Origin of the sequence: Kitasatospora sp. HPM-01-4 (genome assembly GCF_051374625.1) — a bacterium.
Taxonomy (GTDB): domain Bacteria; phylum Actinomycetota; class Actinomycetes; order Streptomycetales; family Streptomycetaceae; genus Kitasatospora.
In genome coordinates this window covers 7745780-7766734 of sequence record NZ_JBPQGP010000005.1, presented here as the reverse complement: position 1 = coordinate 7766734, position 20955 = coordinate 7745780, and the positions used below count along the sequence as shown (strand labels likewise).

At 71.9% G+C, this 20955-nt stretch carries 16 protein-coding genes; 9 read left to right on the top strand and 7 right to left on the bottom strand.

Going from position 1 to position 20955, the window contains the following annotated elements; all coding sequences use genetic code 11:
- Window position 1: 1 nt before the first annotated feature.
- Both ACSMTC_RS33635 and cpt read right to left on the bottom strand, forming a co-directional pair.
- Window positions 2–2746 carry a CHAT domain-containing protein gene (locus tag ACSMTC_RS33635; protein WP_436563523.1) on the bottom strand — a complete coding sequence of 915 codons (2745 nt, stop codon included), beginning with the start codon at window positions 2744–2746 and terminating at the stop codon, window positions 2–4.
- Between the two features lie 282 nt (window positions 2747–3028).
- Window positions 3029–3586, bottom strand: a complete 558-nt coding sequence (gene cpt / locus ACSMTC_RS33630; protein ID WP_436563522.1) for a chloramphenicol phosphotransferase CPT — start codon at window positions 3584–3586, stop codon at window positions 3029–3031.
- A 243-nt stretch (window positions 3587–3829) separates the two neighbouring features.
- On the opposite strand from cpt, the gene ACSMTC_RS33625 reads away from it, so the two are divergent.
- Both ACSMTC_RS33625 and ACSMTC_RS33620 read left to right on the top strand, forming a co-directional pair.
- Window positions 3830–6364, top strand: coding sequence for a collagenase (locus ACSMTC_RS33625; protein WP_436563521.1), 2535 nt, complete (start codon window positions 3830–3832; stop codon window positions 6362–6364).
- Window positions 6365–6582: 218 nt separating this feature from the next.
- The gene (locus ACSMTC_RS33620; protein ID WP_436563520.1) at window positions 6583–9513 is read left to right on the top strand and encodes an AfsR/SARP family transcriptional regulator; all 2931 of its coding nucleotides are present in this window, start codon (window positions 6583–6585) and stop codon (window positions 9511–9513) included.
- A 42-nt stretch (window positions 9514–9555) separates the two neighbouring features.
- Here the strand turns inward: ACSMTC_RS33620 and ACSMTC_RS33615 are convergent, their stop codons facing one another.
- Window positions 9556–11280 carry a serine/threonine protein kinase gene (locus tag ACSMTC_RS33615; RefSeq protein WP_436563519.1) on the bottom strand — a complete coding sequence of 575 codons (1725 nt, stop codon included), beginning with the start codon at window positions 11278–11280 and terminating at the stop codon, window positions 9556–9558.
- Between the two features lie 221 nt (window positions 11281–11501).
- Window positions 11502–12104: a GNAT family N-acetyltransferase gene (locus ACSMTC_RS33610; RefSeq protein ID WP_436563518.1), complete on the bottom strand. Its 603-nt coding sequence runs from the start codon at window positions 12102–12104 to the stop codon at window positions 11502–11504.
- A gap of 269 nt (window positions 12105–12373) precedes the next feature.
- Here ACSMTC_RS33610 and ACSMTC_RS33605 point away from each other — a divergent pair, with 269 nt between their 5' ends.
- The 3 genes from ACSMTC_RS33605 to ACSMTC_RS33595 all read left to right on the top strand — a co-directional run bounded on the left by ACSMTC_RS33605 (window position 12374) and on the right by ACSMTC_RS33595 (window position 15208).
- Complete coding sequence (locus ACSMTC_RS33605; protein WP_436563517.1) at window positions 12374–13369, top strand: terpene synthase family protein; 996 nt, start codon at window positions 12374–12376, stop codon at window positions 13367–13369.
- Window positions 13369–14718, top strand: coding sequence for a cytochrome P450 (locus tag ACSMTC_RS33600; RefSeq protein WP_436563516.1), 1350 nt, complete (start codon window positions 13369–13371; stop codon window positions 14716–14718). Before ACSMTC_RS33605 ends, ACSMTC_RS33600 begins: the two co-directional genes overlap by 1 nt.
- 184 nt (window positions 14719–14902) lie before the next feature.
- Window positions 14903–15208, top strand: a complete 306-nt coding sequence (locus ACSMTC_RS33595) for a GNAT family N-acetyltransferase (RefSeq protein ID WP_436563515.1) — start codon at window positions 14903–14905, stop codon at window positions 15206–15208.
- A gap of 252 nt (window positions 15209–15460) precedes the next feature.
- Here ACSMTC_RS33595 and ACSMTC_RS33590 read toward each other — a convergent pair whose 3' ends face one another.
- Both ACSMTC_RS33590 and ACSMTC_RS33585 read right to left on the bottom strand, forming a co-directional pair.
- On the bottom strand, window positions 15461–15985 hold the full coding sequence (locus ACSMTC_RS33590; protein ID WP_436563514.1) for a LysR family substrate-binding domain-containing protein: 525 nt from the start codon (window positions 15983–15985) through the stop codon (window positions 15461–15463).
- A 72-nt stretch (window positions 15986–16057) separates the two neighbouring features.
- Window positions 16058–17254, bottom strand: a complete 1197-nt coding sequence (locus ACSMTC_RS33585; protein WP_436563513.1) for an RNA-guided endonuclease InsQ/TnpB family protein — start codon at window positions 17252–17254, stop codon at window positions 16058–16060.
- A 51-nt stretch (window positions 17255–17305) separates the two neighbouring features.
- Here ACSMTC_RS33585 and tnpA point away from each other — a divergent pair, with 51 nt between their 5' ends.
- From tnpA to ACSMTC_RS33570, 3 genes are all read left to right on the top strand, one after another.
- Window positions 17306–17734: an IS200/IS605 family transposase gene (gene tnpA / locus ACSMTC_RS33580; protein ID WP_436563512.1), complete on the top strand. Its 429-nt coding sequence runs from the start codon at window positions 17306–17308 to the stop codon at window positions 17732–17734.
- Between the two features lie 107 nt (window positions 17735–17841).
- Entirely contained in the window at window positions 17842–18048 is a 207-nt protein-coding gene (locus ACSMTC_RS33575) for a hypothetical protein (RefSeq protein ID WP_436563511.1), read from the top strand.
- 229 nt (window positions 18049–18277) lie between these two features.
- Window positions 18278–19123 (top strand): fumarylacetoacetate hydrolase family protein, encoded by an 846-nt coding sequence (locus tag ACSMTC_RS33570; RefSeq protein ID WP_436563510.1) that lies wholly within the window; start codon window positions 18278–18280, stop codon window positions 19121–19123.
- 174 nt (window positions 19124–19297) lie between these two features.
- Here ACSMTC_RS33570 and ACSMTC_RS33565 read toward each other — a convergent pair whose 3' ends face one another.
- Window positions 19298–20185: an SDR family NAD(P)-dependent oxidoreductase gene (locus ACSMTC_RS33565; protein ID WP_436563509.1), complete on the bottom strand. Its 888-nt coding sequence runs from the start codon at window positions 20183–20185 to the stop codon at window positions 19298–19300.
- A 59-nt stretch (window positions 20186–20244) separates the two neighbouring features.
- Here ACSMTC_RS33565 and ACSMTC_RS33560 point away from each other — a divergent pair, with 59 nt between their 5' ends.
- Complete coding sequence (locus ACSMTC_RS33560) at window positions 20245–20928, top strand: TetR/AcrR family transcriptional regulator (RefSeq protein WP_436563508.1); 684 nt, start codon at window positions 20245–20247, stop codon at window positions 20926–20928.
- Window positions 20929–20955: the final 27 nt, after the last annotated feature.

Here is a 20955-nt window from a genome sequence, read left to right as displayed (position 1 = left end):
GTCAGTCGCCCAACCCGACCAACATGAAAGCCGCCCAGTGCCGCGGGTGCCGGAAGATCCGCCGCTCAGGGTCGGGAGGAGTGCCTTGGGCCGCGCCGATCGCGGCCTGCAGAGCCAGCCGCTCGGCCCGTCGGCGCTCGGCCGGCAGCAGCGGTCCGGCTCCGGCCTCGGCCTCGGCCGCAAGAGTCTCGGCCAGCGCGAAATCGCGTGCAGCACAGGCGACTTCGCCCGCGGCCAACGCCAGGGCGGCCCGCGTATGGACGTCGTCGGGGCTGTCCCCGTGGCTGCGCTCGCGGGCCCTGCGTGCGTAGGCGAGGACCTCGGCTGCGGTGAGGTCGGCCACGTGGAGCTGGGCCCTGCGCAGCGCCTCCGCCTTCGGTGCCCGGTCGTGCAGCCAGGCCCGGTAGAACTCCTGGAGCAGCAGTGCCGTTGAGAGCTGGTCCACCCGCCACAGGCTGACCAGGAGGGCGTCCGCGCCCGCGATGAGCAACGCCCTCGCCAGACCGATGAGTTCGTCGCCCGGGCGACGCAGGGCGACGCCGCTGGAGCAGGCACCGACCGTGACCAGGGTGCAGCGCAGCTCGAGCCGGGCGATGTCACGGGCCGTCAGACTCCTTCCACCCAACGGGATTCCTGACATCATCGGCTGCTGGGCGTCGAAGGTGCCGTGCCCGGCGATGTGGACGATGCCGGGCCCGCCGGAGCGGCGCAGCGCGCGGAGGACGTCTCCTCGGCTCGGCGCATCCGGCAGGAGGGTGACGGTACGGTCACCGGAGAGGGCTTCGGCCGCCGTGCGGGCCTGCTCGCGGGCGAACACCAGCGAACGGTCGTGCCCGGAGGCATCCACGACGAGGGCAGGTCCGGCGCCCGTACTCGGAGTGGTGGTCGCACGCGCGGCGATGTGGCACAGCACCGTCGCGCTCGGCGCATAGCTCAGCGGATTGCGGAGTCCCAGCGGCATGCCCTGTACCGGCACCGCGTGCAGGGGGACACCGTGCAGGGCGTCATGGGGGATGACGACGATCGGCTGTCCGGGGACGGTCCACTCCGAGATCGGGGCGACCAGCGGCGCCATCATCTCCAGCCACACCCCGCGGTCGGCCCCGCGCGGGCCGACGCCGTCACCATCACCGCCGAACCAGCGACGGACGGCTTCGCGGAACCGGTCGCGTGTGATGGGCACCGATGTGGCGCGGGGAACCGTGTCGTCGGGGCCGCAACCGAACACCACCGCCGTGTCGTCCGCGATGTGGTACTCGATCAGGAAGCGGCCGGGGGAGGTGGTGGCGTCCTCGCCGGTACGAGGATCCGCCGGGAGCTCCCTTGCGGCCAGGAGCGCTCTGATGCCTCCGTACCAGGGATCGACCTCCTCCCGGAAGAGCGCGAGTTCGGGGTCGACGGTGGACAGGTCCTCCACCGAGGCGCGGCCGGGGCGGCCACCGGACTCGGCCATCCTGCGGACCAGCTCGCGGCCCTTGGCCGCGTCGGCGGAGAGCAGCGCCCGCGCGTTGTCCTTTCCTGCGGAGAGCCGGACCAGGCGGTCCAGTATCTCGTCGCCGCGCGACTCGTCGAAGTACTTGAGGGCCTCGTCCTCGCTCATCCCCGAACGAAGGCGGGACTGCACGCGTGCCGCGGCGAGATAGCGGGCGAAGGCGTCATCGGTCCGTCCGGCGAGCAGGAACGAGTCGCCTTGCACGAACTGCACATCGGCGATGTCCCTCGGGTCACCCACCTGCTCGGCCAGGCGCAGCGCCTCGGCGAGCAGATGGTCGACGCTCGGCTGCCCGTCCCCGTCCGGGGCGGCTCCCGGACCCTCCTGCCGGACGCAGATGGCGAGATCGACGAGTGTGGTGATCACACCTCGGAGGTGGCCCGTCCCGCGGTAGAGCTCAAGGGCCTTCCTGTGCAGCCGCGCTGCCTCCGCGGGGCGGTCGAAGACCTGGGCCAGCCCACCCAGCGCGGACAGGTTGTCAGCGATGCCCACGGGCGAGTCGAGTCGGCGGTCCAACGCGAGCGCCTGCTCGAAGTGCCGCGCCGCGTCCCGGTAGTGCCGCTGCCGCTCGTAGAGCACGCCCAGGTTGTGCAGGACGACGGATATGTTCTCGCCATCCGGGACGGCCTGGTAGGCACGGTGGGCGGCGAGGTAGTGACGCTCCGCCGCCGGAAGATCGTTGAGCAGGACGGCCAGCAGTCCGAGCCCGGTCCGGGCGTGGCCGAGGAGGGAGTGATGGCCGATCCGCTCGGCGAGCTGCCGGGCCTCGGTCAGGTCGCGATCGGCCTCTCCGATGCGTCCCAGGTCCTTGAGGGCCAGCCCGCGGTCCAGGAGCACATGGGCCAGGGCCTCGATGTCCTCCGCTGAGGGCTGAGCCGCCGTCGCACGCGCCGGGGCGAGGGCGCGAGTGAGCGCCTCCAATGCCCCGGCGTTGTCACCCAGTTCACGCTGGACCGACGCCAGACCGGCCAGCAGCAGCGAGACGCACCGGCGTGCCTCCGGATGTCCGGCGGGGACCTGGCCCAGGTACGTGCGCAGGGCGTCCCTGGCGGGCTCGAAGCGGCCGACCGTCGTGAGCACTCTGGCCACGCTGCGCACCAGCCGGACCCGGGCCACGGTCTCCTCGCCGTCGGTGGCGCCTAGCGGCACCGCCCCGGCGATGCGCAGGGCAGTGCAGTACGCCTCCGCGGCGCCCTCGACCTCCCCCTCCCACAGCAGCTCCTGGGCTCGCTGCTCATGCTCACGCCAGGTCACACCCACTCCCCTACCGCCCAATGCACCGGCCGTGCCTGGATTGTAGCCAACTTCCTTCCAGCTGATCCTAGTTCGATCAGACGGCAGGCCGAAGGACGCCGACACGCCGGCTTACGGGGCAGGATGATCTTCGGAGCAGCCTTGCTGAAGGGGATCGCCCGTGTCGCCCGCGCCACCGTCGCACGACGGCCACCGGCTACCCGGTCGAGACGAGGTCCGGGGCCGCCTCATCGGCGCCCGAACTGGCACAGCCGGCCCACGCCGGCCTCGTGACCCGCACTCTCAGGTCGGCGACCGCTCAGTGAGCAGCCCCGCCCGCTTCGCGATGCTCCGGGCCACGGCGGCCGGGGCGCCCTCGGTGGTGTCCACCTCCAGGTCGTAGTGCACACCCTGGTGGACCAGCCCGGCCTGGCCGGCCGCCATCCCCGGCGGCCGGTCGCCCCGGGCCAGTTCGCGGGCGGCGGCGGTGGCCGGGTCGCAGCGGACGCCCACCCAGAACACCTCGAGGCCGGCCAGCACCCGCGCCCAGCGCTGCTGGGAGGCGGCGCCGCCGAGGAAGACCTCGTCGACCACCACCTTGGCGCCGGCCCGCACCATCGCCGCGACGCCGGTCATCCAGACCGCCTCCAGCTCGCGGAACTCGGCACCGACCTTCACCACGCCGTCCGCCGCGACCTCCAAGCCGTCCTCCGAGTCCTGCAAGGCGGGCGGCAGCGCCTCGACGAAGGTGTCCACGCCGATCCGCAGCCAGGGCTGCGGCAGCACCTCCTGCAGGGCCCTGACCAGGGTGGTCTTGCCGGTGCTGGAACCGCCGTTGAGCACGATCACGCTGAAGGCCATGCGGCCATCCGACCACGATCGCCGCGCGCGGCGCACCCGGTTTCGCGCGCTGCCCGCGGGCCAGGGCGTCGAGCGTGCCCGCGACGAGCGGTGGACTACCACGGCCCGGTGATATGGCACAACCACGCCATGTGCTATGTCATACCTTATTGATCCGCGGATGGCCGCGTGAGACGGTTCGTCACACGCCTCGCCCCATCCCTCACCGAGGCGCATCCACTCGACCCCCACCAAGGAGTGACGATGCGTCAGCCATTCCGGCTGCCGAAAATCATGGCCGTCCTCGCCGCCGCGAGTACGGCCGTCGCCGGTTTCGCCGCCGCCCCGGCCTTCGCCGCCCCCACGGCGAAGGCCGGCCGCCAGGTCAGCCAGGCGACAACCGGTCGTGCGATACCTCCCACCGGTATCGCGCTCGGCGCGAGCACCACCGCCGCCACCCAGAACCAGCGCCTCGCGCCGGCCCAGCTCCCGCCGCGCTCCCCGCAGTCCGCCGCCCCGAAGGCACCCGCGCCACGGCTCGCCGCCACCCGGGCCGGCTCCGCCCGGGCCGCCACCTCCTGCACCCCCGCCGACTTCAGCGGCCGGACCGGCACCGACCTGGTCTCCTTCATCGAGGGCACCGACCAGACCTGCCTCAACACGCTCTTCCAGCTCACCGGCAGCAACGCCGCCGGGGTGTTCAAGGAGAGCCAGATGACCGCCGTGGCCAACGGTGTCCGGAGCGCCGCGGCCTCCTACGCGGGCGACAACTCCACCGGCATCTGGCAGTTGGAGTACTTCCTGCAGGCCGGCTACTACGTGCAGTACTACGACTCGGCGGACGTCGGCAGCTACGACTCCTCGCTGACCGGTGCGGTGCAGTCGGCCCTCGACACCCTGGTGGCGAGCTCACACCTGAACGACGACAGCGACGCCAACGGCCAGGTGATGGGTGAGGCGATGATCCTCACCGACAGCGCCGACCTGCAGGCGCACTACCTGAACACCTACAAGCAGGTGCTGAACGCCTACAGCGACTCGTACAACTCCTCCTGGTACATGGTGAACTACGTCAACAACGTGTTCACCCCGCTGTTCCGCGGCCACCAGAACCCGGACTTCGTCAGCGCGGTCACCGCCGACCCGAGCATCATCACCGCGCTGGACGGCTTCGCGCTGAACCACAAGGACCTGCTGGGCGGCGGCGACTCCTTCCTGGACTCCAACGCCGGGCTGGAGATGTCCCGCTTCATGGAGCACGCGGCGCTGCTGGAGACCGTCCGCCCGCTGGCCAAGGGCCTGCTGGACGCCTCCTCGATCACCGGCCCGACCGCCCCGCTCTGGGTCGGCGTCGCCGGCATGGCCGGCTACTACGACCAGTCCGACTGCTCCTACTACGACGTCTGCAACCTGCCCGCCAAGCTCAAGGCCGCGGCGCTGCCGGTCAGTCACACCTGCGACTCGACCCACAGCATCCTGGCGCAGAGCCTGACCGCCGCCGACCTGAGCGCCGTCTGCACCAGCCTGGAGAACCAGGACGGCTTCGTCCACAACCTGGTCAAGGACAACGGCCCGATCCCCGGCCAGTACGAGAACTCGCTGCAGATGGTGGTCTTCGCCAGCCCGCTGGACTACCAGACCTACGCGGGCGGGATCTACGGCGTGAGCACCAACAACGGCGGCATCACGCTGATCGGTGACCCGACCGCCCCCGACAACCAGCCGATCTCGCTGACCTACCAGAACGGCGACGACGGCTTCACCGCGGGCATCTGGAACCTCAACCACGAGTACACCCACGCCCTCGACGGCCGCTACGACCTGAAGGGCGACTTCACCCAGCAGACCACCGTGCCGGACGTCTGGTGGATCGAGGGCGTCGCCGAGTACGTCTCCTACACCTACCGGAACGTGACCGACACCGGCGCGGTGGCCGAGGCACCCAAGCACACCTACGCGCTCAGCACGCTCTTCCAGAACACCTACGCGAACAGCGACACCACCCGCACCTACCCGTGGGGCTACCTGGCCGTCCGCTACATGGTCGAGAAGCACCCGGACGTCATCCAGAACATGCTGAGCCACTTCCGCACCGGTGACTACACCGGCGGCTACGCGGTCTACAACTCGATCGGCACCGCCTACGACGCCGACTTCAACAGCTGGCTGGACGCCTGCGCCGCCGGCGCCTGCGTGGTGGGCGGCTCCCCGACCGCCGCGTTCACCGCCGCCCCCTCCGGCCTGACCGTGCAGTTCACCGACCAGTCCACCGAGTCCGGCGGCGGCAGCATCTCCTCCTGGGCCTGGAACTTCGGCGACGGCACCGACTCGACCAGCCAGAGCCCGTCCAAGACCTACACCACGGCCGGCACCTACAACGTCAGCCTCACCGTGACCGACAGCAACGGCAAGACCGCGACCGTCACCCAGTCCGTCACGGTCAGCGGCTCCGGCGGCAGCGGCGGCGTCACCCCCTGCACCTCCACCAACACCCAGGTACTGGACCGCAACTGCGAGCGGACCGGCCAGTCCGCGACCGCGGGCAACCTGGACTACTACTACATCTACCTGCCGGCCGGCACCACCACGCTGAACATCGACAGCACCGGCGGCACCGGCACCGCCTACCTGCTCTACAACCCCGACACCTGGGCCTCGCCGAGCGCCTACTCCAACGGATCGCTCCACAACGGCACCACCCAGAGCCTCACCGTCACCAACTCCACGGCGGGCTACCGGTACATCAGCCTGTACGCCCAGACCGACTTCAGCGGCGTCACCATCAGCACCCGGTACTGAGTTCCCTGATCAGCCGTCACGCGGCCCGGGGCTTCGGCTCCGGGCCGCGTGACGGCCGGCCCGGCGGTCCGCGCCACCGCTCGCCGCCGTGGTGAGCCCCAAACCCTCAGGGGCGAAGTACCGGTCCGGCCCCGTCGGAGGCGTCAACCCCTGGTCAGGGGCCATGCGATCGGTACCATGTGCCTGGTCGTTGGTTTGTGGACAGAGGGGGACGACTGGTGGGCGGGTTGCGGTTCGCCGTGCTCGGGCCGGTACGGGGGTGGCGGGGCGAGGGGGAGCTCGCGCTCGGGCCGCCCCAGCAGCGCGGCATGCTGCTCTCACTGCTGCTCCGCGCCAATCATCCGGTGTCGGCCCAGCAGCTCATCGACGACCTGTGGGGCGAGGAGCCACCCGCCAAGGCCACAGGCGTGATCCGGACGTACGTCCACCGTCTGCGCCGGATCCTCGGGCCCGCCGCGCTGACCTCGCTCGGCGGGGGCTATGTGCTCACGGTCGAACCGGGACGGCTGGACACGGATCGTTGCGAGGAGCTGATCGGCAAGGCGAAGCGGCGCCTCGGCGCCGGGGAGTACGCTCAGGCCGCCACCACGCTCCGCTCCGCGCTGGCCCTCTGGCACGGCGAACCGATGCCCGGACTCCCCGGCCCCTACGCCGAGCGGCAGCGCGGCGAGTGGACCGAACGCCGGGTGGCCCTGCTGGAGTTGTGCCTGGAGGCCGAGGTCGAGGCCGGGCTGTCCGGCGAGACCGTGGCCGAGCTGGCCGCCATCGCGGCCGAACACCCGCTCCGGGAGCGGCTCAGCGAGCTGCTGATGCTCGCCCTCTACCGGACCGGCCGGCAGGCCGAGGCCCTGAACGTGTACCGCGCGGCGGACCGGCGGCTGCGGGCGGAACTCGGCGTCACCCCGGGGCCCGGCCTGCGCGAGTTGCAGCGCCGGATCCTGGCGGCCGACGCCACCCTGGTGGCGCCCGCCCCGCCCCGGCCCAGCGCCGAGGAGGCCGCCTCGCCGTACCAGGCGCCGGTACGGCCGACCCAAGTCCCGGCCGACGTCACCGACTTCACCGGCCGCGAGGCGGAGATCGAGGCACTGCGGACCGTCCTGCTCGCTCCCCACAGCATGCCCGTGGCGGCCGTCGCGGGCCTGGGCGGCGTGGGCAAGACCGCGCTGGCCGTCCATGTCGCGCACGGGCTCGCCGCCGACTTCCCCGACGGCCAGCTCTACCTCGACCTGCACGGGGCCGACGGCCGTCCGACCCGGCCCGAGGAGGCGTTGGGCGCCTTCCTGCGTTCCCTCGGCGTGCCGACGGAAGGCCTGCCACCCAAACTCGCCGAGCGCTCCGCCCAGTTCCGCTCACTGCTCTCCGGCCGACGGGTGCTGGTCGTGCTCGACAACGCCCGGGACGCGGAGCAGGTCAGGCCGCTACTGCCGGGCGGCCCCGGCAGCGCCGTGCTCATCACCAGCCGGGCCAGGCTGGGTTCACTCCACAACGCGCACTTCACCGAGCTGTCCGTCTTCGCCCCGGAGGAGGCCGTCGACCTGCTCGGCCGAGTGGTCGGCCGGGAAAGGCTCCTGGCCGAAGCGGACGCGGCAGGGGAGCTCGTCCGGCTCTGCGGCCACCTCCCGCTGGCCGTACGCATCCTCGCCGCCCGGCTGGCCTGCCGTCCGAGTTGGACCGTGGCCCGGCTGCTCGACAAACTGTCCGAGAGCCGCTACCGCCTGGACGTGCTGCGCACCGGGGACCTCGCCGTCGAGTCGGCCTTCCGTTTCGGCTACGACCAGCTGGACGCCGAACAGGCGCGCGCGTTCCGGCTGTTGGCGGTGCCCGATGCGCCCGACCTGTCACCGGCCGCGGTCGCGGCGGTGCTCGACCTGCCCCGGTACGAGGCCGAGGAGCTGGCCGAGTCGCTGGTCGACTGCTCGATGCTGGAGACCGTGGCGCCGGATCGCTACCGGCACCACGACCTGCTGCGCGCCTTCGCCCAGCGGCTCACCCAGGACTCGGAGAGCGTCGAGGACTGCCGAGCCGCCACCCTCGTCCGGCTGGCGGTCCATCACCACACCGAGACCACGGCCGCGCTGGGCCCGTCGGCCGCCCGCGCGGCGCTGCCCACCACCGAAGCACCGCACACTCCCGACTCCCGCGCGGCCGCCCGCGGCGAGTACCTCGGCATCGGCGCACTGGTCAGTCAGTACGCCAGGCTCCCCGAGCCGACCCGCCTCGATCTGATGGCCGAACTGCTGCTCGGCTGCAGCCTGCTGTACGAAACCGGCCAGGCGACCCGGCCGCTGGGTCATGCGGCCAAGGTCCTGCTGCAGGCCGCCATCCAGCAGGGCTGTCGTACCGCCGAGACCAGGGCCCGGCTAGTGCTCGGACGGCTGCTGACCGAGGTCGGATCCGAACCCTCCGCCCTGGCCGAGCTGCTCAGAGCCCGCGATCTGTGCACCGCCCACGACATGCCGAGGCCTCTGCTCGCCCTCGCCCACGCCTCACTGGCCGCCTGTTTCGTCCAGGTCGGCAGGCCGGGCGACGCGGTAGAGGGCTTCACGGCGGCGGTCTCGGTGTGGGAGCGGCTCGGCGACCGCCGCTCGGTGGCGGGCGAGCTGCTCAACCTGGCCGGCGCGTTCGCCGAGCTCGGCAGGTTCGAGGCCGCGATCCGCGTCATCGACCAGTCCCTGGCGATCTGCCATGAGCTCGCCGACCGCGAGCTCCAGGCGCTCGCCCTCGACTCGTTGGGGACGATCGCCCACGACCGCGGTGAGTTCGAGCAGGCCCTGGACCACCACCGCGGTGCCCTCGCCCTGCTGCGACCGGACGACCGCCGCCGGACGGGCCGTACGCTCCTGCGGCTCACCGAGTCGCTGCGTGCCCTCGGCCGGAGCGCCGAGGCGGTGGAGGCGGCCGGGCGGGCGGTCGAGGTCCTGACGCTCGACGGCGACCGCAGGGGGCGGGGGCTGGCCCTGGCGGCGCTCGGCGACGCGCTGGCCGACCGCGACGCCACCCCCGGCTCGGCCCAGGCCTGCTGGTCGGAGGCTCACGACATCCTGGCCGCCATCGGCTCCCCCGAAGCCGACCGGCTGCACGCCCTGATCGGACCCGGCCGGTCCGCCGACCGGCCCCGTCGGCAATGGCCGTCCTGGCTGCCGGCCTGAGGCTTCGTCGGCAATGGCCGTCCTGGCCGCCGGCCTGAGACTTCAGGAGATGGTCCACACCTGGTTGTCCGCCTTCGAGCAGGACTGCACGAAGGCCCACTCGGCGAGCCCGCCGGACGTCAGGCACTGCTTGGTGTAGGAGTTGACGATCTGGTAGCCACCTGTGACCGGCACGAAGGACCAGAGCTGGTTCTCGGCGCCCGGCGGGTTCGTCCAGATCTGGATCCTCCCGGTGGCCAGGTCCAGATCCAGCACCTTGGTGTAGCCGCTGGAGCCGTTGCGCAGGAAGTACCTCCCCTCGGAGAACTTCTCCAGCCGCCACAGCTGGGCCGGGGTGCCGTTGACGGTGTAGGTGCCGACCAGGTTCCCGTCCTTGTCGGTGGAGTAGGAGTTGTCCAGCGCGACACCACCGGTGGTGAACTGCGCCACGGCTGGGAGCTGCGGCTCCGGCTTCGGCGGCGGCGTGGGCTTCGGCTGCGCCGTGGCCGGGGCGCTGGCCGCCACGGAGGCTGTGGGCTCGGGCGAGGACGGGGACGGGGCCGCGGAGGTCGGGGCGGACGGGCCCGGCCGCAAGGGCGCGGCGGAGGTACGCGGTGCGCCGGACGCGGGCCCCGCGATGGGCGCGGCGCTCTCGCCCGCACCGGGGCTGGCGGACGGCGCCGGAGTCGTCTCCCGCGCCGACGGCAGCCCGCCGAGCGGACGGCCGACACCCACCTGCCCGGGCTTGACGGGCCGCATGAGGTCCATCGTCGTCTCGGCGCCGATCGTGTCGCCGGTCGACAGGTCCTCCCGGCCCTGCCGGAACACCGTCGCCCCGGCAGCCCAGGTGAAGCAGGACACTAGCACCACCGCCACCGCGAGCAGCGCGCGCCGGCGGAGGCCCGCACGCGGCTTACGCCCGGCGACCGGCCGGATCGCGCCCGTGGCCGGCGGTGCGTCGGTTCCGACCAGTGCCAGGGCCTCCCGTACCGCCGCGGCCATGGCCGCCGCGTCGGGCCAGCGCTCGCCGGGCTCCTTGGCCATCGCCCGCTCGACGAGCGCCCGCACCGGCTCGGGCACCTGGGCGGGAAGCGGCGGCGCGGGTTCCGTCAGGTGCTTGAGGATCACCTCGAGGGCGGTCTCCCCGTCGAAGGGCAGGCTCCCGGAGAGGCATTCGTAGAGGACCACGCCGACTGCGTAGAGGTCCGCCGAGGCGGCGACCGTCCCGGTGGAGGCCTGCTCCGGCGCCTGGTACGCGGCGGTGCCGAGCACCATCCCCGGTACGGTCAGCCGGGCGTTGCACCCGGGCCGGGCGATGCCGAAGTCCGCGATCACCACCTGGTCGCCGCGGACCATCAGGTTGGCCGGTTTGATGTCCCGGTGGACGACTCCGGACTCGTGCGCGACCTCCAGCGCCTCCAGCACCTGGAGAGCCGTCCGGAGGGCCTCCGCCACCGGCAGGCGGTCGCGGCGCTCCAGCACGGTGCTCAGTGGTTCCCCGTCGATCAGCTCCATGACCAGGTACGCGACCGAGCGCTTCCCGTCCTCGGCGCTGTGCCCGAAGTCGTGGACGCCGACGATGCCGGGATGCCGCAGTCCCGCCATGACACGGGCCTCGGCATGGAAGCGTTCGGCGAATCCCGGCTCGTCCAGCAGGGCGGGCTTCAGGACCTTGACCGCCACCCGGCGGCCGAGGACCTCGTCCTCGGCGAGCCACACGTCGCCCATCGATCCACCGCCCAGCCAGTCCAGCAGCCGGTAGCGGTCGCCGAGCGCGGTACCACGCATGGTTCTCCCTGAATCAGATCCGCGGGCGCACCCCGGCCGTCCCCCGTCTGAGGTACGCTCCGATGAGCGTGACAGCGGCCGATAACTTCTGACTTGCCGTCAGATAAACGAGGGTCCGCCTCCTCCCCCACCACCTCGCCCGCGTCAGCGCCGAGCCGTTGACGCGACATCGGCACCCGGTGGACGACCCGTCCGGCAGGTACGTGGCCGGCCCGCCGCCCTCACTCCGGGTCGGTGGCCAGGCGGGCGTGCAGGTGCTCGTCCTGGTAGCCGTCGGTGTAGCGGTAGGAGGCCCGAAGGGTGCCCTCGTACGGGAAACCGGCGCGGGTGGCGACCCCGCAGGAGGCTTCGTTGCGGACGGCGTGGTAGAGCTCGATGCGGCGGGCGTCGGCGGTCTCGACGGCCCAGCGGGTGACGGCGGTGGTGGCGCGGGTGGCGAGCCCCCGGCCGCGGGCGGCGGCGAGCAGCCAGTAGCCGACCATGGCGATGCCGTCGGCCCGGTTGCTCCACTGCAGGAAGGCGTTGCCGCAGAGGGTGCCGTCGACGCTGTCGGTGATGGCGAAGGCGGCCGTGCCGCCGTCGGCCCAGCGGGCGGCCGCGCGGTCGAGATAGGCCTCGGCGGCCGCCGGATCGATGGTGCTGAGCGGGTTCCATCGGGCTATGTCCGGGTCCGCCGACGCCGCGACGAGGGCGGGGACGATGCCGCCGGGCACGTCGAGGGCTCGGCCCCACGGGCGCAGCAGGGCGTCGCCGAGGTCGAGGACGGCGGGGCGCAGGATGCGCGGGTCGGTGAGGGCCTCGGCGGGGGTTTCGCTGATGGTCATCCTGCCTTCGTACCGCTCGTACGCCCGTGCCCGCCAGCGAATATTCCGGTTCCGCGCCGCGGCCGTCTGCGGCGTACCCGGGATTCCGGGCAGGGCCCGGCGACGAGTGGTGCGCCGAGGGTCAACGGCGGGTGCGCGCAGAGTCCACCGCACCGTTCCGGGTGGATTAGCTTCGACATCCCCTGCAGGCCGTCCTCCCCCGTGCTTCCGCGTCCGTCGCCGGGAGACGGAATCCGGCTGCGACCTACCGAGACAAGGCTGGCAGATCCGTGGTCGATCTCCAAGACGAGCAACCGGGCGAGGCCACCGGCGAGTTGTGGTGCCCTTTCCCCTCCCTGGTGAACCCCCATGCCGAGCAGGCCGACCAGCGGAGCCTGGCCTGGCTGACACGGCACCGGCTGCTGGACGGGCAACCGCGGCAGGCGGAACGGATCCGGCGTCAGCGCAGCGGCCACCTGGCGGCGCGGACCAATCCGGAGGTGGACGCCGAGATGCTGCGGCTGCTCTCCGACTGGTACGTCTGGCTGTTCGCCTTCGACGACGGGTACTGCGAGGACCTTGAACGCGGCAGCAGGCCGGGCCCGTTGGCGCGGACCACCGCCCTGCTGGCGCGGGTGCTCGACGCCGAGCCGCCCGCGGCCGGGGTGAGCGGACCGGCCAGTGCCTACGCGGTGGCCCTGCGGGAGATCCGGGACCGGGTGGGTGCGCAGGCCTCGCCGTCGCAGCTGTTCCGATGGGAGTGCACGGTCCGCGACTACCTCTTCGCCCAGGTGTGGGAGGCCGCGAACCGCGAGGCGGGGGTGGTACCGGGGCCCGCCGAGTACATGGCCATGCGCCGGCACGCCGGGGCGACGTACACCTGCCTCGCCCTCGTCGACATCGCCGCGGGCTACGAAGCGCCACCCGCGGAGGCGGACGGTCCCGCGTTGCGCAGGCTCAGGGACATCACCGCGAACCTGGTGAGCTGGGACAACGACCTGTACTCCCACGCCAAGGAGAAGGCCGACGGCCAGGGTCGCCACAACCTGGTCGAGGTCCTCGCCCGGCACCACCACTGCCCGTCGGCCGAGGCCCGGAAGCTGGCCGTCGCCGTACGCGATGCCGAGATGAACTCCTTTGTCGAGCTGAGCCGGGCCATCGCCACGGGCGGCAGCGCCGCGACCGCGGCCTACGCCCGCAGTCTGGGTCTGTGGCTGCGGGGGCACATCGAATGGTCCCGCGGCAGTTCGCGGTTCGACGCCGCGGCACCTGCGGCGGGGCGATGATGACCGAAGACGAAGGCCCTCGCGGCAGGATCCCGTGCGCCGCGGGCCGACTGCCGCCGCTCGGGCACCTGGTGCCGCTGCTGACCCGGCCCGTGCCCTTCCTCCAGTCACTGGCCGACTACGGCCCGGTGGTGCGGATCCACCTGTGGCGGCGGCCGGTTCACGTACTCACCACGCCCGAGCTCGTCCACCGGCTGCTCGTCCAGGACGCCCCGAAGACCGAGAAGGGCTTCGTCTTCGACAAGGCCCGCGGGCTGCTGGGGAACGGGCTGTTCACCTCCGAAGGCGCGTTCCACCTCCGCCAGCGACGCCTGGTCCAGCCGGCCTTCCATCTCGACAGCATCCGCGGATACGCCGCACTGGCGGCACGTCAGGCGGCGACTGCGGTGTCCCGCTGGGAGCCGGGGCGGCCGGTACCGATCGCCGAGCGGATGCACGCGGTCTCCCGGGACATCGTGGTGGAGTCGCTGTTCGCCACCCACCTGAGCGATGCCCAGAAAGCCCGGATCAACCGATCCGTGCCCGTGGTCCTGACAGGCTTCGTACGGCGGGCGCTCTACCCCTCGGCCCTGCTGGAGAAGCTGCCCGTCCCGGCCAACCGGCGGTTCGACTCGGCGGTCCGGGAGCTGCGTGCGGTGGTGGACGAGATCGTCGCGCAGGGCGTCCGCCGCCAGGGCCCGGAAGGCATGCTGCCGGCCCTGCTGCTGGCCGCCCGGGACGAGGAGACGGGCCTCGCCATGGAAGCCGCCCAGGTGCGGGACGAGGCGGTCTCGCTGCTCCTGGCCGGCATCGAGACCACCGCCACCGCGCTCTCCTGGCTCTTCCACGAACTCGCCGAACACCCCGGGCTGCAGGAGGAGTTGAGCGAGGAGGTGCGCACCGTCGCCGCCGACGGCGCCGTGCCCTGGAGCGACCTGCCGCGCCTGGAGCGCACGGGGCACGCGCTCAGCGAGACCCTCCGGCTCCACACCCCCAACTGGATCCTGATGCGACGGGCGGTGGCCCCGCTCCGGTACGCGGACGCGCACCTGCCCCCGGGGACGGAGATCCTCTTCAGCCCGACCGCACTGCACCGGTCCCCGCGACTCTTCCCCGACCCCCTGCGCTTCGATCCTGACCGCTGGCGACAGCCCGGGGACCACGCTTCACGCAGACTGTTCCTCCCCTTCGGCGCGGGCCACCACAAATGCGTCGGTGAGTCCTTCGCCTGGACCGAGATGCTCATCGTCGCCGCGACCGTCCTGGCCCGCTGGCGGCTGCGACCGGCCTCGCCCGGCGGCCTCCGGGAGGCCGCTGGTTCGGCCACGCTCCGCCCGCGGGGCCCGCAGCTCATCGCCGAACCACGATGAGGGAAACGGCACATCCACGTCGAGGGACACGGCTCCGGTGCTCGCCCGACCGCCGGAGCCGCCAGCCGAGGCCTGCAGCCGGCAGACAAATGTTGATCCTTCAACTATGCTGCTGACGGCATCACCCCGGTGCCCATGACCGCTCCCGAGGCGATCAGCCGTGCCCGGCAGGAGAAGAGGAACCATGGAGCAGCTCACCACCGACAACGCAGAGAAGTCCCGGTTCGAGATCCACGACAACGGAGAGCTCGCCGGATTCGCCGAGTACCACCGCTCCGACAACGAGATCGCCTTCATCCACACCGAGATCGACCCCCGGTTCGAGGGCCGCGGACTGGGCAGCCGGCTGGCGCGCACCGCCCTGGACACCGCACGCGAGCAGGGACTCGCCGTCCTGCCCTACTGCCCCTTCATCCGCGGCTGGATCACCAAGCACCCCGAGTACGCCGACCTGGTCCCCGCCTCCCACCGCGCCCGGTTCGGCCTCTGAACCACCGCACACCGGCTCGGCGGCCCCGACCGACATCGAACTCCGAGGGCGACGGCCGGAGTTCGGCCTTCACGAGGCAGGCCGTGAATCGACGTTCAGCGTTCGGGATCCGGAGGCCGCGTGGGACCGGGACGGCCACCCGGTCACCGCTCCCGCGCGGCCTCCGCCCGGCCGTCCCGCCGCTCGGCCTCCGGTGGATCGAGGACCGGTCCCGAGCCTGGGTGCACCAGACGAGGCCCGACTCCCGCGGAGTCACCCGGCCATGCGCCGGCTGATCATCTCCAACAGGCGGAGGACGGCGGCGTCCACCCCCGGACGGTGCACCCCCACCACGCGGGTCTCCAGATACGGCGAGTCCCCCCGCAAGGCGACGAAGGCGACGTCGCCCGCCGCGAAGCCAGCCAGGCCTGCGGGCAGCAGGCTGACGCAGAGCCCGGAGGCCACATAGCTGAACAGACCGGTGAGGTCGTCGGCGACCGCCCGGCACCGTGGCATGAACCCCGCATCGTGGCAGGCGAGTTGCAGCTGCGCGGACAGCCCCGGAAGCGCCACGGCGTCGGGCATGACGAAGTCGTCGCCGCTCAGCTCGTCCAGGCCGACCTCGTCCGCCGCGGCCAGCCGGTGATCGCGCGGCAGGGCGGCACAGATGCGCTCGACCGCGAAGTCGTGGCTGACGAGATCGGCCGACAGGGACGACGGGTCGCGGCACAGGCGGTGGGGGCCCACCCGCAGGCGCTGCGGCGCCGCGCCACCGACGGCGGCAGCTACCGGGTCCACGTCTCCCTCTCCCGCGTCGCCCTGTGGATCCTCTCCGTGACTCCTCCCCCGGCTGAAGCCGGGGGCTTCTCGCTAACCCTTCCGGGCGTTGCGACGGGCCAGCCCGGCCCGTAGAACGTTGACGGCTCCCACGGTGTCAGCGTGCGCCGTGTGGCTGCAGTTGACGCAGTGGAAGGTGTCCTGGGCGGGCCGGTTCTCTGCCGCGACGTGCCCGCAGGACGGGCAGGTGCGAGAGGTGTTGCGGGGGTCCACGGCCATCACCTCCCGTCCGGCGCATTCTGCCTTGGCGGTGAGGATCGTCAGGAACACCCCCCATCCGGCATCCGAGATCGAGCGGTTGAGTCCAGCCTTCGCGCTGGCCCCGTTGGGTAGGTAGTTGCCCGGCTGGTCGGGGTCGGGCTTCGGCGCGGGGGCCTTGCTCATGTTGCGGATCTTGAGGTCTTCGTGCGCGATGAAGTCGTGTTCGCGGATGAGGCCGAGGGCGGTCTTGTGGGCGTGGTCGAGGCGCTGACGACGGACCTTGCGGTGCAGCCGGGCCACGGTCTCGACGGCCTTGCGGCGGCGCTTGCTGCCGCGCTTGCCTCGGGAAAGGGCCTGCTGAGCCTTCTCCAGCTTCGCGGCGGCCTTCTGCCCGTGGCGCGGGTTGGGCATGAACCCGCCGTTGGAGTCGGCTAGGAAGTTGGCTATGCCCATGTCGATGCCGACCACGGAGCCGGTCGGCTCCAACAGCTCGGGCCGGGCCTGGTCGGCGGTGAGGATGACGTACCAGCGTCGGCCTTCCCGCTTGACGCTGACGGTCTTGACTTTCCCGGCCACCGGCCGGTGCCGGTGCACGCGGACGTGCCCGACGCCTTGCAGGCGGACGCGGGTCACCGGGTCGTGCGGGGTGGAGTCCCAGCGGCAGCCGTCGCCGTCAGCGGGCCACTCCACGGTGTCGAACCGCTTATGTGAGCGAAAACGCGGATAGCCCGGCTTCTCACCGGCCTTGATCCGGCGGAAGAATCCCGCGAACGCCTTGTCCAGGCGGCGCAACGTCGCCTGCTGCGAGGAGAACGACCACCGGCCCTGGTCCGCGTCCAACGCCCGGATCTCCTTGAGCTGCGCGGACTGCTGCCCGTATCGGACGGTCGTCCTGGAGGCGTGCCGGTAGGCGTCCCGCCGCTCCTGAAGGGCAGCGTTATACAGCCCGCAGTGGTCGCGCAACATAGCGGAAAGCTGCTGTTCCTGGCCCACGGTGGGCCTGATGAGGAACTTGTACGCACGGATCATCCGACCCACCCCCGCCCTGGCCGGCTTGCAGGATTCTACTACCGTTGGTGTATGTCACCGCGCTGGGAACCGAACCCCGATATCCGCACTGGACGGCACGTCACCCACAACCTGCACGCTCACTTGGTGTTCGTCACAAAGTACCGGAAGGATGTCTTCGATGACGAGATGCTGCGGCGCTGCGAAGAGATCATGCGGAACGTGTGCGCCGACTTCGAGACCGAGCTCAGGGAGTTCAACGGCGAGGCGGACCACGTGCACCTGCTGGTGCACTACCCGCCGAAGATCGCCCTGTCCAAGCTGATCAACTCCCTCAAGGGCGTCAGCTCCCGATACCTACGCGCCGAATACACGGGCCGCATCAACCGTATCGGCCTGGGCTCCGTCTTCTGGTCCCGGTCCTACTTCGCCGGGTCCTGCGGCGGCGCACCTCTCAGCATCGTCCGCCAGTACATCGAAGGACAGAAGCGGCCTATCTGACCGCCACCCCGGAGCCGCAGCGAACTCCGCCGCTTCGCGGCTCCGAGCCAAGGATGCATTCCCTCCCCGGCTAAAGCCGGGGATACCCTGCAAGATCAGGGATGGGCGTGTTCGACCAGGCCTACGCACGCCGGACCGCCGGCAGCGGTGGACTCCACGCCTACCCCGACCCCGAGGTCTTCACCGCCGAGACCCCGCTCGGCCACTACCAGGGCATCACCGACCAGGTGAAGATGTCGGACACCCCCGGCGCCTACCGGCACATCCTCCTCCCGCGCGGCGCCTGCCGCCCGGAATGGCTGCCCGTCGCCTGACCCTCCGTCGGACAGCCCCCGAGGAGGACACAGGACCACACGCGGTCGCCCCGTGGCCGCTGCCGCGTGAGCACGCTCCCAGGACCGAGGACGGCCGGCGGGTATCCGCCGGTCGTGCCACGCGGCGGCCGCCCCCGCCGTAGGCTTCGAGGTCCACGGCAAGGCACTGCCCGGCATCGGTCACAGGACCACCCCGCCGGTCTGGTCCACCTGCGAAGGAGCCATCCCCATGCGCATCGCCAACCTCGACAACCGACTGGTCCTGCTGACCGGCGACGCCCTCGCCGTCGACGTCGAACAGGCCAGCGGCGGCCTCTTCTCCAGCGACCCGCAGCAGGTCTACTCCCGCTGGGCACGGTTCCGGGCCTGGGCCGACCACGCGGAGCTTCCGGGGGGCACCCCCTTCGACGCCGCCGAACTGGGCTCCCCGGCCCCGCGGCCCGGGCAGCTCCTCGCCGTTGGCCTCAACTACCGCGCCCACGCGGCCGAGTCGGGCTTCACCGTCCCGGACACACTGCCACCGGTGTTCACCAAGTTCGCCTCCAGCATCACGGGCCCGGTCACCCGGGTCCGCCTGCCCGAGGGCGGCCACACCGACTGGGAGGTCGAACTCGTCGCCGTCATCGGCGCCGAGGCCCGGCAGGTGGACGCCGAATCCGCCTGGGAGCACGTCGCCGGCCTGACCGTCGGCCAGGACCTGTCCGAGCGGATCACCCAGATGACCGGCCCCGCACCGCAGTTCGGCCTCGGCAAGTCCTTCCCCGGCTTCGCCCCGATGGGTCCGTGCCTGGTCACCCCGGACGAACTCGCCGACCCGGACGACCTGGAGCTCGGCTGCACGATCAACGGGGAGAGCGTCCAGAAGGGCCGCACCCGGGACCTGATCTTCTCCGTGCCCGCGCTCATCGCCAAGCTCTCCGCCATCCTCCCGCTGCGGCCCGGCGACGTCATCTTCACCGGCACCCCGGCCGGTGTCGGCCTCGGCCGAACTCCTCAGCGCTTCCTCACCGACGGCGACGAACTCGTCAGCCGCATCGAGGGCATCGGCGAACTCCGGCAGATCTTCCACGCCTGACCAGCGCATCGCTCCGCCACCGTTCAGGAACACCACGAGCATGGGGTCCTGTATGGCCTTGCACCGCCTGTCCTCCGTCACCATGGGGGTCCGCGACACCGCCGCCGCCTCGGCGTGCGCCCGTTCAGCCGCCGGCACCGGTGCCGGGCGGCGCCACCGTGTCCGTGAACCGCTTCACTGCCTCGCCCCGGCCTCCGGTGCGTGGTCGACGAGGTCCGCCGGGTAGTCCTGGTCGAAGTCGGCCGACCGACTCACCGGCTCCCATGCGGCGGCCTCCTCCAGCTGGCCGCGCGAATAGGTCTGCGCCATCCGGACGGCACCGGCCCCGAGGATCAGATGCGAGGGCGGGTTCGGGTGCCTGACGACCCGGACCAGGATCTCGCCGGCGCGCTTCGGGTCGCCCGCGAAGCTCACGGGGCCGCTCAACGCGCGCACCATCTCCCCGACCGTCCCGGCGTACTCGGGCACGACCTCGGGGATCCGCATCGAGGCCCCGGCCCAGTCCGTGGCGAACCCGCCCGGCTCCACGACCAGGTACCTGATGCCGAACGGCTCGGTCTCCGCCGCCAGCACGCGGGTGAAGCCGTCGACGGCGAACTTGGCCGCCTGGTACGACCCGAGGCCGGGCGTGCCGCCGACCCGGCCGCCGATGGAGGAGAACTGCACGATCGTGCCGGCCCCCTGCGCCTTGAGGATCGGGAGCGCCGCCGTCGAGACGTTGTAGACGCCCCAGAAGTTGGTGTCGAACTGTCGGCGGAAGTCGTCCTCGGTCGTGTGCTCGACCGCCGAGAGGTTGGCGTATCCGGCGTTGTTGACCACCACGTCGATCCCGCCGAAGCGGTCGGCGCCCTTCTGAAGGGCGGCCACGGCGGCCGGCCGGTCGGTGACGTCGAGGGCGACGGGGAGAACGCGGTCACCGTACCGCTGAACGAGATCGTCCAGTTGCTCCGGCTTGCGGGCCGTGGCGACGACGTTGTCGCCGGCCTCCAGGGCCGCGATCGCGAGGTGGCGGCCGAAGCCGCGGGAGGAGCCGGTGATGAACCAGGTCTGCTGTGTGTCCATGCCGATAGCAAAACACCGTTTCGTTATTAGTGCAACCCGGTCGTGTTAAGTTTGCTGTCATGAAGCAGGGCGGTCCCCAGCGCGCTCGCAGCGCGGCGGCGAAGCAACAGCGCGAGCGGGCGATTCTCGACGCCGCCCACTCGCTCGGCACCGAACACAGCGTGCGCGAGGTCACCCTCACGGACATCGCGGCCGCCGTCGGCATGCACAAGTCCGCGATGCTGCGGTACTTCGAGACCCGGGAGCAGATCTTCCTGATGCTCACGGCCGAGGGCTGGCAGGAGTGGTCGGCGGCGCTCCGCGCGCGGCTCGGGGACCTCTCCGACGGCGCTCCCGAGGCGGTCGCCGCCGTCGTCGCCCGGTCGCTGGTGGCGCGGCCGTTCTTCTGCGACCTGCTCGCGCAGGCACCGCTGAACCTGGAGCGCAACGTCTCGCTCGACTCCGCCCACGCGTTCAAGAAGGTCGCACTGGCCGAGGTCGCCTCGATGGCGGCCGTGCTGCACGAGCTGCTCGGGATCACCGAGCGCCAGGCCACGGACGTGATCGCGACGGCCACGAGCATGGCCGGGGCGCTGTGGCAGATGGCCGCGCCCGGCACCCGTCTGCGCGCGCTCTACGAGACCCACCCCGAGTTGGCGCACGCCCTGGTCGACGTCGAACCCCAGCTGACGCGCATCCTGACCGCACTGCTGAAAGGGATGTGCGCCGGGCAGAGCCCTGACGCGTCCGGGCGCGGCCACTGAGCCGACCCCGGGCAGCGCCGGACCGTG